The following is an 11753-nucleotide window of genomic DNA, read 5'->3' as shown; positions in this document are numbered from 1 at the left end:
TGTCGTGTTTTGGGGGCCCTTGGGGGGGGGGGGGGGGCCCCCCCGGGGTCCCCCCCGGGCCGGGGTGGCGGGGGGGGGGGGGGCCCCCCCCCCCCCGGGGCCCCCCCGCCCCCGACACGCCTCCGGGCCCGGCCGGGCCCGGAGGCGTGTCCGACACAGCCCGGACAGGGCCCGGACAGGACCTAGTTGGCCGAGCTGCGCTCGGCGCGCCAGGCGTCCCAGCCCGCCGACGAGGCCACCTTCGCCTCGCGCAGCGCACGCTGGGCCATCGCGGAGGGCGGGGTGTCCAGCTGCTGCACCCAGCCCCGGCCGGCCGAGGCCAGTGCCCCGCACACCATGGCCGCACCGGCCAGTCCGAGCACCGCACCCACTCCGGTGAGCACCGCGCCGCCGGCCAGCAGCGGGCGGTTGACCTGAAACCCACTGAGAAAACTGTTGTTGTTGGTCGCCATGCCTCCACCATGGGGGCACTCGGCGACCGCCGCACGCCGAGTACCTCCAGGTGCGGGACACCCGCCCGTCCGCGACGCTGGGCCGGGGAAGAACCCCCGCCCTGGGAGGACGCGCGATGGTCGATCTCGAACAGCTCGCCGACGAACACGCCGCCAAGGCCGCCGCCAGCCCGCACGGACGCAGCGCCCACCTGGTGCTCCACGACGGCGTGCTGCGGCAGACGGTGATCGCACTGACCGCCGGCACCGCGCTGGACGAGCACAGCGCGCCGAGCGCCGCCAGCATCCAGGTGCTGCGCGGCCGGGTCTCGCTGACCATCGCCGGTCGGCTGCAGGAGCTGTCGGCGGGCCGGCTGGAGCCGGTCCCGCAGGAGCGGCACGGACTGCTGGCCCACGTCGACTCGGTCGTGCTGCTGACCGCCGTGACCGTCTGACCCCCGGGGCCGGCCGCGGGGCCGGCCCACGGCGGGGAGCGGCTAGGAGGCCGGGTTCAGCACGCTTGTGCCGACCAGCCGCAGTCCGCGCAGGAAGTCCCGCCCGGTCGGCGCCTGCTCGGGCGCCGCCATCCACTGGGCTGCCATCCCGGCCACCAGCGCCTGGTAGAACATGCCGCGGGCGATCTCCTCCTCGGTGTCCGGCACCTCGGGGAGCCCCTGGAACAGCGCGGCCAGTCCGAGCCGCGCCATCCGCTGCGACTCGCTGAACGCCTTCTCCAGCTCGGGTGCGTGCGCGATCTGCGCGATCGCCTCGAACTGGGCCGCCCAGAGCCCCCGGTGCTCGACGAAGGTGCCCTTCACCCCGTCCCAGACGGCGATGAAGCGCTCCTCCGGGTCACCCGAGGCCGAGGCCGCATCCGCCACCACCGCGGCCAGCGTCTCGCCCCACTCCCCCGTGGCCTCGATCAGCGCCGCGTTGAGCAGCGCCTCCTTGGAGCCGAAGTGGTAGCCGATGGCCGCCAGGCTGACGCCGGAGGCGGCGGCGATGTCGCGGGCGGTGGTGCGCCCGTATCCCTTTTCGTACAGGCAGCGCTTGGCGCCGGCCATCAGGTCTTCGCGGTTTCCCATGGCTCCGATGCTACGGAAGATCTGGACGAATGTCTTGCACATACGTCTAGGACTTTCGTCTCGCACGGACGATTTAGACGCTCGTACTAGACAAACGTCTGACACGTCCGTACCGTCTTCCCCATGACCGCAACCACCGGCCGCGCAGGCCGTCGCGAATGGATCGGCCTGGCCGTCCTCCTCCTCCCGACCCTCGTCCTGACCATGGACATGGGCGTGCTCTTCTTCGCCGTCCCGTTCATCTCCACCACGCTGGCGCCGAGCGGCACCGAGCAGCTGTGGATCATGGACATGTACTCGTTCCTGCTGGCCGGGCTGCTGATCACGATGGGCTCGCTGGGCGACCGGATCGGCCGCCGCCGGCTGCTGATGATCGGCGCCGCCGGGTTCATCGGCGCCTCGCTGCTCGCCGCCGGCGCGGACAGCGCCGGTGAGCTGATCGCCGCCCGCGCCCTGCTCGGCACCGCCGGGGCCACCGTGATGCCCTCGACCCTCGCGCTGATCCGCAACATGTTCCACGACCCCAAGCAGCGCCAGGTCGCGCTCGGCGCCTGGGGCGGCATCCTCACCGCCGGCGCCACCCTCGGCCCGGTGGCCGGCGGCCTGCTGCTGGACCACTTCTGGTGGGGCTCGGTCTTCCTGATCGCCGTGCCGGTGATGGCGCTGGTCCTGCTCGCCGCCCCCGTGCTGCTGCCCGAGTACCGCTCGCCGCAGGCCGGCCGCTTCGACCTGGCCGGCGCGGTGCTGTCGCTGGCCGCGATCCTGCCGCTCGTCTACGGGATCAAGACCCTGTCGGTGGACGGCTGGAGCCTGCTGCCCGCCCTGGCCGTCCCGGCCGGGCTGCTGTTCGCCGCCGCCTTCGTGTGGCGCCAGCGCACCGCCGCCGCCCCGCTGCTCGACCTCGGGCTGTTCCGGATCCGCACCTTCAGCGGCGCGATCACCGTCAACACCATCGCCATGTTCGCGATGATGGGCTTCACCCTCTTCACCTCGCAGTACCTGCAGCTGGTCAAGGGCATGAGCCCGCTGGAGGCCTCGCTCTGGGCGCTGGTCCCGAGCGTCGGCGTCGGTGCGGCCGTCGGCCTGAGCGCCGCCCTCACCGGGAAGGTCCGCCCCGCGGTCCTGATGTCCGGCGGCTTCCTGATCGGCGCCGGCGGCTTCGTGATGATGACCGCGGTCGGCGCGCACTCCCCGCTCGCCCTCATCCTCACGGCGGCGGGCGTCCTGGCCGCCGGCACCGTCGGCACCATGACCCTCACCGCGGAGATGGTGGTCTCCGCCGCCCCGATCGAGCGGGCCGGCGCCGCCTCCGCCACCTCCGAGACCGCCGTCGAGCTCGGCAGCTCCCTCGGCATCGCCCTGCTCGGCGCCGCCGGCGCCGCCGTCTACCGCTCGCAGCTGGACGGCGCCCTGCCCGCCGGGGTGGACGGCGAGGCCGCCCGGGCCGCGCAGGACACCCTCGGCGGAGCCGTCACCGTCGCCGCCCACCTGCCCGACCGGATCGGCGCCGAACTGCTGGAGACCGCCCGCGCCGCCTTCACCGACGGCCTGCACGTCGCCGCCGTCGTCGGCCTGGTCTTCGCCCTCGGCGCCGCGGCCTTCGCCTACCACCTGATGAAGCACCTCCCCGCCCAGGCCCCGGCCGCCCCCGCCGACGCCCCCGCCGACGCCGACGTCGAGGCCGCGCCGGCCGCGATCTGACGCACCGCCACCCCGATCCACTCACGCGAGTCATCGAGAGCCCCCGCCCACCCGGGCGGGGGCTCTCGCGCTGCCCACCCCGCCCCGACGCCCGGGCAACGGCCGTGCCACGCTGGGGCCATGTCGACAACGGGTGGCCACGGGCGGGTCCAGGCGAGCTACGACACCGTCGCGGAGGAGTACCGGCAGCGGATCGGGGGCGAGTTGGCGGACAAGCCGCTGGACCGGGCGCTGCTGGGGATGCTGGCCGAGGAGGCCGTCAAGAACGGCGCCCCGGTGGCGGACCTCGGCTGCGGGCCGGGGCACGTGGCGGCGTGGCTGGCGGAGCGCGGGGCGCAGGTGGTGGGCATCGACCTGTCCCCGGCGATGGTGGAGATCGCCCGGCGGGAGCACCCCGGGGTGGAGTTCCGGCAGGGGGACCTGCTGGAACTCCCGGCGGCGGACGGCGAGTTCGGTGCGGCGGTCGCGCTCTACTCGGTGATCCACCTCGAACCCGCCGAACTCGGGCCCGCCTTCGCGCAGATGCGGCGGGTCCTGCGGCCCGGCGGCTGCCTGCTGCTCGCGTTCCACCTCGGCACGGAGGTGCGGCACCTCGACGAGTGGTGGGGGCACGAGGTCGAGGTGGACTTCCACTTCCTGGAGCTGGAGGCCGTCGCCGGGCAGCTGACGGACGCCGGGTTCACCGTGCAGGCGCGGCTGGAGCGCGCCAACCACCCGCAGGAGGCCGAGACCCTCCGCGGCTACCTGCTCGCCCGCCGCGACTAGGGCTGGGGAGCGGTCGGCAGTGGGGAGCCGAAGCGGGCCAGGTGGTGCCAGACCTTCTTGAGGTCCTGCGGATCGTGCCGGCCCGCGCGGACGGCGTCGCCGATGATGCGCGGGTCCAGCAGCCCGTCCTCGGCTATCGCCAGGCCGAGGGCGACGTACTCGGGCCCGCGGAACTCCGGGTGGCGGCGGAGCACGTCGGTGTGCAGGCGCAGGCCCGGGTGCCACTCGACGGGGCAGGGCAGCCGGCGGGCCTCGGCCTCGACGGGGGTGCCGCGGTAGCAGGGGTCGAGCACGAGGGCCTCGACGTCCCGGTCCAGGCGGACCGGGCCGTGCACCTGGGCCTCGATGTAGACGTCCAGGTCGTCCTCGCGGCCGATGTCGGCCTCGGCGAGGCCGATCAGGTCCATCCGGTCGGCGACGCCGAAGTCCGAGGGTTCGAGGAAGCTGTCGGGGTAGCAGAAGGTGGCCCGGGCGAGGGTCGGTCCGGTCAGCCTGAAGTGGGCGGAGCCGAAGCGCGGGGCGGCCCCCAGCGGCCGACGGCGGAAGTCCAGCGCGCCGTAGACCGGGCGCTCCGGCGCCGGCGCCCCGTCGTACGCGCCGCCGAAGATCCGGCTCTCCCAGTTCCAGCGGTCCCCGCCCGGGTGGGCGGTCAGGCCGCCGTTGCCGGTACCGGTGACGAACTGGGAGCGGTAGACACCGTCCTGCGCCAGCCCCGCCAGGATCGAGCGGTCGCCGGCCGGGCGGTCGGGGTGGAAGTTGAGCGTGATGCGCAGCCCCGGATCGACGGGCGTGCCGGTGGACCGCGCCGTGACGTGGTGCAGGGCCTGCTGCTGGGACGGCTGGAGGCGGTCGGATGTCATCGGCGCAGTGTGCCCCAGGGCGGGCGGCGCCCGCATCCGGTTTCGCGGCGAGGCCGCGCGGCCGGGTCGCACGGACCGTGGCGGTCCCGGGCTACGCGGCGGTCCCGAGCTGCGGGGCGGTGCCGAGCTGCGGGGCGGTGCCGAGCTGCGGGGCTGTGCCGGGGAGCCTAGGGTCGGTACGGAAGAGCCCGAGGTGGAGGACGGTGGGGATGCCGGAGCCCGACCAGCAGGAGGGCGGCGACGCGGGCGGCGAGGAGCCGGACTACCGCTTCTCGCTCGCCAACGAGCGGACCTTCCTGGCCTGGATCCGGACGGCGCTCGGCCTGCTCGCGGGCGGGATCGCGGTGGACCAGCTCACACCCGACGTCGCTCCGGCGCCGCTGCGGATCGCGCTGGCCGTGGTCTGCGCGCTCGGCGGGGCGGTTCTCGGCGCCGCCGCGTACCGGCGGTGGACCAGGATCGAGGCGGCGATGCGGGCGGGTGCACCACTGCCGCACTCCCCGTACATGCTGGCACTGGCGGTGGGGGTGACCCTGGTGGCGGCCATCTTCTGCGGGCTGCTCGTCGGATATGCGAACTGACGGCCCCCCGACATAAATGGCCTAGACCACTACTCAGGGCTCGCTTGAGCAACACCTGCTTTTTGACCAGCGTTTCCCGGCCGGTGTATACGTTCGCCGCCGGGGCCAGGCATACTGGCCAGGTCGGGCGCTTTGCCCTCCCGTGACTCTAGACAAGAAGGGACCGGTGGCCAGGATGCTGCGGAACGGTCTTGAGCCCTGGCACCTCTTGGTGGTGCTGGCGGTCGTTATCCTGCTGTTCGGATCGAAGAAGCTGCCGGAGATGGCCCGCGGCCTCGGCAAGTCGATGCGCATCCTCAAGGCGGAGACCAAGGCTCTGCGCGAGGACGACGCACCGGCCGCCGACGCTGCCGCCGCCGCCCCGGGGACGGCGCAGAGCACCGCCGCCCCGCAGCAGCCGGCCGACGCGCAGGCCCGCCCGGCCGCCGTCGCTCCGACCAACATCACCAAGGCCACCGAGACCCCCCGCTCCACCACGGCCTGATCCTCCGACAGAGCCCCCGCCGTCGCCGGCGGGGGCTCTGTCGCGTCCGGGCCCGTTCCCGTCCGGCCCGGCCCGGCCCGCGGGACGCCCGGACGGAGCACTCCGGCAGGCGGATCCCGGCCCGCTCCCACAGGCTGGGCGGGATGTCCGAGAACCAGCTTCCACCGCCCGCCCGGGACCGCATCGACGTGCGGGCCTGGTGCCTGCTGCTGGGCTCCTTCGTCCTGCTGATGATCGGGTACTTCACCCTGCCGCTACGCTCGCTCGGCGCCCACCGCCCGGTGTTCAGCTGGCTGGTGTTCGCCGCCGTGCTCACCGGCCTGACCGGCCTGCTGCTGGCCCGGATCATCGACATCCTGCGGGGGACCGGCCGTCGGCCCGGCGTCTGGCTGGTCTTCCTGATCTGCCTGTCGCTGACCGTCTTCGCCGGCACCTACTTCGTCCTCGCCGCCAACCCCGGCGAGTTCATCGGGCTGACCACCCGGCTCGACGCGCTCTACTTCACGATCGTCACCATGGCCACCGTCGGGTACGGCGACATCACCGCCTCCGGGCAGGGGCCGCGGCTGGTGGTGATCCTGCAGATCGTCTACAACTTCGTCTTCCTGGCCACCGCGGCGGGGACCTTGGCCCAGGCGGTCCGCAGCGGGGTGGAGAGCCGGGTGCGGCGGCGCCCCGACAGCGGCTAGCCGCTCAGGCCGCGGCTGGTGTCGATGACGCAGAAGCGGTTGCCGTCCGGGTCGGCGAGCACGACGAAGTCAGGATCCTCCGGGTAGCGGTCCCAGTCGACGCGCCGGGCGCCGAGCGCGACCAGCCGCTCGACCTCGGCCGCCTGGTCGGCGGCGTCCGCCGCGTACAGGTCGAGGTGGACCCGCGGGTGCTCCTGGACGGGTGACTCGCTGCGGCCGAGCGCCAGCTGGACGCCGGGGCCCTCGGCGGGCGCCAGGACCACCCAGCGGTCCCCGATCGCCTCGCGCGGCACGTACCCCAGCGCCTGCGTCCAGAACGCGGCCGCGTGGCGGACGTCTGCGACGCCCAGGACGACGGACCCGATGCTCAGCATGTGTTCCACCCTTCACGCGTGCGCCCGCCCCGCCCGGCCCCGGGCACCCCAGGCGGCGGGCGTGCGCGGCCCATCACCCCCAGCCCGGTGCACGCCCCGTTCATTCCCGCCGGGCGGGTCGGCGACGGCGGGCTGACAGCGGGCTGTGGGCGTGCTGCCGGTGCCGGGTGGGACCTTGGGGACCGGATCACCGACAGCAGGGGGAGGACCGACCATGGACCAGCAGCTCGTGGAGCGGATGCGGGAGTACCTGAACGCCGGACTCGCGATGGACGTCGAGGCGCTCGACGCCCTCTACGACGAGGAGTTCGAGAACCTCAGGGTCGACGGGGCCGGGCGGAGCGTGACGCTGACCAAGGCCCAGTTCATGGCGCGGTTCCGGGCCATGAAGGAGCAGGGGGTGACGGTCGGCGAGTCGATCGACGACGTCACCTTCGTGGCCACCACGGCGTACGGCGGCGTCGGATCGATCATCATGCGGCGGGAGGAGGGGGGCGTTCCGGCGCTCTACAACTTCGTCTGGCGGCAGCAGGACGGCCGCTGGACCACGCTCCTGCGGGAGTTCACCGTCGACAGGGACCTCAGCGGCCTGCTCGCGATGATGCGGGCCGCCCAGGCGGCGGGCGCGGCCTGAGCGGCCCGGACGGGGGCTGGGCCCTGTCCGCGCCCTAGTCGTCCTGCTGGTCGTCGGCGGAGGCGTGCAGGGAGTTGATCAGGGTGCCGAGGCGGGAGTTCCAGCTCTGGTAGGTGGGACCGTCGATGGCGTGCTTCTTGGAGAGGTCGCGGACGGTCCGCTGGGCGTTCTTCAACTCCTGCACGGCATCGGCCGGCCGGCCCTCGTTGAGCCGGGCGGTGGCGTCGTCGAGGGTGCGCAGGAGGTCGAGCTGGCGCTCGCGCTCCTTGGGCATCTGGGCCTGGGCGACGTTCTGGCGCAGGGCGTTGATCTGGGTGGCGGCCGCCTGGGTGCGGACCGGGGAGGCGCTGGGCGCGGGGGTCGGGGCGGGGAGGGCCGTGGGGGCGGCCGAGGGGGTGGGGGCCGCGGTCGAGGGGACCGGCGCCGGGACGGCCGGAGCGCTCTGGGCGGGCTTGGCGGCGGCCGGGGTGGTGGCGGGCTCGTCGAAGGCGGTGAGGGCGAGGACCGCCGCCCCGGCGATGCCGACCAGGCCGAGGGCGCCGAGGAGCAGCGGCTTGCGGCCGCTCTCCCGGACCGGCGCGCCGAGCGGCGGCTGGGCCGGGACCGGCGCCATCAGGGAGGTGGCCGGCTGGGCTGGCTGGGCGGGCAGCGGAACGGGGGGCAGGAGCCGGGTGGCCTGGCCGGCCGAGGCGGCGGCGAGCAGCTCACTGGTCGGGTCGGAGACGGCCAGCCCCGGGATGGTGGCGAGGAGCTCGTACCGGGCCGCGGCCGCGTGGGCGGGCCGGTCGGCCGGGTCCTTGGCGAGCAGGCGCAGGACGGCGGCGTCCAGGGCGGGTGGCAGGCCGGCTCTGCGGGCCGACGGCGGCGCCGGCTGCTCGCCGACGTGCTTGTAGGCGATCGCCACCGGGGTCTCGGCGACGAACGGCGGGGCGCCGGTGAGCATCTCGGTCAGCACGCAGCCCACCGCGTACAGGTCGGTGCGGCCGTCCAGGTCGGAGGCCGTGGCCTGCTCGGGGGACAGGTACGCCGCGGTGCCGAGCACCGAGGCCGCCTGGGTGAGGTTGCTGGAGGCGCCGGCCCGGGCGATGCCGAAGTCGACGACCTTCACGCCCCCGTCGTTCGTGATCATGATGTTGCCGGGCTTGATGTCCCGGTGCACCAGCCCCGCGCCGTGCGCGACCTCCAGCGCCTCGCAGACCGCCGCCGCGATGCCGACGGCGCGCTCCACCGGGAGGCCGGGCTGCTGCGCCAGCAGCGCGGCGAGCGAGCTGCCCTGGACGAGCTCCATGACGATGTACGGCGAGCCCTGGTCCACGCCGGAGTCGAAGACCATGACGATCCTCGGGTGGACCAGCATGGCCGCGTGCTGCGCCTCGCGGCTGAACCGCTCGGCGAAGCGCGGGTCGTCGGCGAGGCCCCCGTTGAGGACCTTGACGGCCACCTGGCGGCCCAGCACGTGGTCCACCCCGCGCCAGACCGTGGCCATCCCGCCGACGCCGAGTATCTCGACGAGTTCGTAACGCCCGTTCAGCGCCCGTCCGATCACCTGGAACCGCTCCCCTCGCCTGCCCTGCCCGGGGCCCCGGACCGGCACGTGCACCTGTGCACGATAGCGGCCGGGGTGGCGGGGCCGGGCGGCTCGGGAGGGCCGTGGGCCGTCCCGAAGGGGGAGACGGCCGGGGAACCGGGCAGCGGATCCCCGGCCGCCGGCTCGTGGTCGTACCGGGGAACGGTCACGGTCGGTCCAGGTCGATCTGTCCGCGCGGGGTCGGGCCGCGCGGGGTGCGGGCCCGACCGCTGCGGGGCGGGCGGGCCTGCGGGGTTCCGGCCCCGGGTCGGAGCGGCGGCGCGTCCGGGGAGTTGCGCCGCCGATCCGACCCGGGGAGCCGGGTCCGGGTGGACGGCGGGCACGGGGGGGCCGACCGGCCACCCGGAGTCTTCGGGTGGGTACTGCTGGTCCTGCGGGTACTGCGGGTGGTTCGGTCCGGACGGGCGACGGGCCCGGGGGGATTCGCCCGCCGCCCGTCCGGAGTTCCGGGGCTACCTCCTGGGGGAGGCCTCGTCGGACCGCTCGGTGCGGTCTGGTCTGGTGCGGGTGCCGGTGGGGACCGGCGCGCTCGGCAGGGGCGGCACGACGACCGGGGCGGTCGGGGTGCCTGGGTCCTTGCCACCGCCGGTACCGCCGGTCTTCCCGTCGCCGGTGCCACCGGCCTTGCCGTCGCCGGTACCGCCGGTCTTGGCGTCGCCGGTGCGGCCGGAGCCGCCGGTGTCGCGCGGCTGCGGGGTGGCGCTCTGGCGCTCGTCGTCGCTCGCGCGCTGGAGCACCGCCCTGCAGTAGTCGTCCACCCGGTCCGGACCACCGGCCGCCGCGACCAGCGGCCCGAACAGCGGCTCCACGACCAGCAGGCGCGGGCGCTCGCCCTTGCCCGCCCGTTCGGCGAACCCGCGGCAGAGCGCGACCACCACCGGGGCCGGCAGGCCGCGGGTCTGCGCCGAGGGCGGCACCGAAGCGGCACCCGACGGCTCCGGCTGCGGCGCACCGGCGGACGGCCCGGCCGTGGGCGCCCCGCCGGTGGACGGCGCGGCGCCCGGCCGCGACGGACCCACACCCGCCGACGTGCCCGCCGTACCCGGCTCGGGAGCGGGTACGGCGGCGGGGCGGGAGCTGCCGGGGGTGCTCGGCGCGACGAGCGTCCGGCGACCCGGGTCCTCCGGCCCTCCGCCCAGCGCCGACGGCAGGTTGCCCGTACCGGCGGCGACCGCGACGCCGCCGAGCGCAGTGGCCCCGAGCACGACGGCAACGGCCTTCGTGCTGAAGGCCCTGGCCAGCGCGGCGGTTGCCATCGATCGTCTCCGGACGGGTGCGGGTACGGCGGACACTGCTCGGTCGGACGCGAGACGGGCCTCCCGGAACGCGGACAGGGCCGCCTCCTCACCGGCCAGTTCGCCCGCCGTCGCCGGAGCGGCGGCTGCGGCGAGCACGCGGGCAACCCCCGTACGCCCAGTGCCGTCCGATCCGGTGAGGGAGGCGTCCTGCCCGGCCGACGGTCCGCCCACGGCACCGCCGAGCAGCTGCTCGGCCGTGTCGGGGTCGATCCGACGGGATCGGTTGGTGCTCATCTCATGTCCTTCAGCGTCGCGGCCCGGCGTTCTGTCACACCTTGCGGAGGGATTTCTTTCCGGCCGTGTTGCCCGCCGTTCGGCGGCACCGCCGGTGCGCCCGCGTCCGCCCCGTGCCGCGCGGCCGGCTGCCCGGTCGGTCGCGCGGCGGGGCGTGCGGGGAACCCCGCGCCCTGCTCCAGCAGCTTGGCGAGTCGGCGCAGCCCCCGGTGCGCGGCCATCCGGACCGTGCCGGCCCGTTTGCCGAGGACCCGGGCCGCGCTCTCCGCGTCCAGCTCCATCACCACCCGCAGCAGCACCGCCTCGGCCTGGTCGCTCGGCAGCCGGGAGATCAGCGCCAGCGCGTCCCCCGTACCGACGGCCGCCAGCGCCGCGCCCGCGGTGTCGTCCCCGGCGGCCAGCTCGGCCAGGTACTCGACCGGCAGGTCCGCGACCGGACGCCGGCGTCTGGCCCGGAGGTGGTCCAGCGCGCGGTTGCGGGCGATGGTGGCCGCCCAACCGCGGAAGCCGTCCCCGTCGCCGGAGAAGGTGTGCAGGTCGCGGGCGATCTGCAGCCAGGCCTCGGAGGCGATGTCCTCGGCGTCCTGGGCGTCCTCCGGGCGGCCGCCGACCAGCACCCGCAGGTAGCGCAGCAGACCCGGCTGGATGCTTCGGAAGAGCAGTCGGAACGACTCCTCGTCGCCGTCCTGCGCGGCCCGGACGGCCGACGTCAGGTCGATCGGGCCGGATGGAGGCGGGTCGGCGGCCGGATCCCGTCCGGCCCGGCCGACGCCGCTGTCGGTGCCCGCTCCGGGGCGCTCTGCACTCTGCACCCGCCACATCATGAGGCATCCGGCCCGGGAGCCCGACCCGAGCCCGACCCGCCCGGACGCCGCCCCGTGGGCACCGCGGCCCCGTCACGCGGTCCGCCCGGCCCCTACCCAAACCCCACCCGGAACCCCGGACCAAGGCCCGTAGGCCTTCAGGTCCAAGGTCCTTTTTGTTCCATACCTTCGCCTGCGGCAATAAAGGGCGCCTTACACCTACGTT

14 protein-coding genes are annotated in these 11753 nt (G+C 75.1%); 7 read left to right on the top strand and 7 right to left on the bottom strand.

What is annotated here, in order from left to right:
• Positions 1 to 182: 182 nt before the first annotated feature.
• Positions 183 to 452 (bottom strand): hypothetical protein, encoded by a 270-nt coding sequence (locus tag ACGFZP_RS25420; protein ID WP_392937120.1) that lies wholly within the window; start codon positions 450 to 452, stop codon positions 183 to 185.
• Positions 453 to 568: 116 nt separating this feature from the next.
• Here ACGFZP_RS25420 and ACGFZP_RS25415 point away from each other — a divergent pair, with 116 nt between their 5' ends.
• Positions 569 to 886 carry a cupin gene (locus ACGFZP_RS25415; protein WP_392937118.1) on the top strand — a complete coding sequence of 106 codons (318 nt, stop codon included), beginning with the start codon at positions 569 to 571 and terminating at the stop codon, positions 884 to 886.
• A gap of 42 nt (positions 887 to 928) precedes the next feature.
• Here the strand turns inward: ACGFZP_RS25415 and ACGFZP_RS25410 are convergent, their stop codons facing one another.
• A complete protein-coding gene (locus ACGFZP_RS25410; RefSeq protein ID WP_392937115.1) occupies positions 929 to 1516 on the bottom strand; it encodes a TetR/AcrR family transcriptional regulator in 588 nt (195 codons plus the stop codon).
• Between the two features lie 123 nt (positions 1517 to 1639).
• Here ACGFZP_RS25410 and ACGFZP_RS25405 point away from each other — a divergent pair, with 123 nt between their 5' ends.
• Positions 1640 to 3217, top strand: coding sequence for an MFS transporter (locus ACGFZP_RS25405; protein ID WP_392937112.1), 1578 nt, complete (start codon positions 1640 to 1642; stop codon positions 3215 to 3217).
• Between the two features lie 120 nt (positions 3218 to 3337).
• Complete coding sequence (locus tag ACGFZP_RS25400) at positions 3338 to 3982, top strand: class I SAM-dependent methyltransferase (RefSeq protein ID WP_392937110.1); 645 nt, start codon at positions 3338 to 3340, stop codon at positions 3980 to 3982.
• On the opposite strand, the gene ACGFZP_RS25395 is transcribed toward ACGFZP_RS25400, so the two are convergent.
• Positions 3979 to 4842, bottom strand: a complete 864-nt coding sequence (locus tag ACGFZP_RS25395) for a DUF3626 domain-containing protein (protein WP_392937107.1) — start codon at positions 4840 to 4842, stop codon at positions 3979 to 3981. The two genes, ACGFZP_RS25400 and ACGFZP_RS25395, sit on opposite strands and share 4 nt — an antisense overlap.
• Before the next feature lie 209 nt (positions 4843 to 5051).
• On the opposite strand from ACGFZP_RS25395, the gene ACGFZP_RS25390 reads away from it, so the two are divergent.
• The 3 genes from ACGFZP_RS25390 to ACGFZP_RS25380 all read left to right on the top strand — a co-directional run bounded on the left by ACGFZP_RS25390 (position 5052) and on the right by ACGFZP_RS25380 (position 6596).
• Positions 5052 to 5423, top strand: coding sequence for a YidH family protein (locus ACGFZP_RS25390; RefSeq protein WP_392937104.1), 372 nt, complete (start codon positions 5052 to 5054; stop codon positions 5421 to 5423).
• Between the two features lie 175 nt (positions 5424 to 5598).
• A complete protein-coding gene (gene tatA / locus ACGFZP_RS25385; RefSeq protein ID WP_392937618.1) occupies positions 5599 to 5907 on the top strand; it encodes a Sec-independent protein translocase subunit TatA in 309 nt (102 codons plus the stop codon).
• 143 nt (positions 5908 to 6050) lie between these two features.
• Positions 6051 to 6596: a potassium channel family protein gene (locus tag ACGFZP_RS25380; protein WP_392937102.1), complete on the top strand. Its 546-nt coding sequence runs from the start codon at positions 6051 to 6053 to the stop codon at positions 6594 to 6596.
• Here ACGFZP_RS25380 and ACGFZP_RS25375 read toward each other — a convergent pair.
• On the bottom strand, positions 6593 to 6970 hold the full coding sequence (locus ACGFZP_RS25375) for a VOC family protein (protein WP_392937099.1): 378 nt from the start codon (positions 6968 to 6970) through the stop codon (positions 6593 to 6595). The two genes, ACGFZP_RS25380 and ACGFZP_RS25375, sit on opposite strands and share 4 nt — an antisense overlap.
• A gap of 214 nt (positions 6971 to 7184) precedes the next feature.
• Here ACGFZP_RS25375 and ACGFZP_RS25370 point away from each other — a divergent pair, with 214 nt between their 5' ends.
• On the top strand, positions 7185 to 7604 hold the full coding sequence (locus ACGFZP_RS25370) for a nuclear transport factor 2 family protein (protein ID WP_392937097.1): 420 nt from the start codon (positions 7185 to 7187) through the stop codon (positions 7602 to 7604).
• A 34-nt stretch (positions 7605 to 7638) separates the two neighbouring features.
• Here the strand turns inward: ACGFZP_RS25370 and ACGFZP_RS25365 are convergent, their stop codons facing one another.
• From ACGFZP_RS25365 to ACGFZP_RS25355, 3 genes are all read right to left on the bottom strand, one after another.
• Entirely contained in the window at positions 7639 to 9204 is a 1566-nt protein-coding gene (locus tag ACGFZP_RS25365) for a protein kinase (protein ID WP_392937094.1), read from the bottom strand.
• Positions 9205 to 9644: 440 nt separating this feature from the next.
• Positions 9645 to 10724, bottom strand: coding sequence for a hypothetical protein (locus tag ACGFZP_RS25360; RefSeq protein ID WP_392937091.1), 1080 nt, complete (start codon positions 10722 to 10724; stop codon positions 9645 to 9647).
• Positions 10721 to 11545, bottom strand: coding sequence for an RNA polymerase sigma factor (locus ACGFZP_RS25355; protein WP_392937615.1), 825 nt, complete (start codon positions 11543 to 11545; stop codon positions 10721 to 10723). Before ACGFZP_RS25355 ends, ACGFZP_RS25360 begins: the two co-directional genes overlap by 4 nt.
• Between the last annotated feature and the right edge of the window lie 208 nt (positions 11546 to 11753).

Source organism: Kitasatospora sp. NPDC048239, from assembly GCF_043202015.1.
Taxonomy (GTDB): Bacteria; Actinomycetota; Actinomycetes; order Streptomycetales; family Streptomycetaceae; genus Kitasatospora.
Note: the sequence above shows the minus strand (reverse complement) of the source record. Positions and strands in the feature narration are given on the sequence as shown.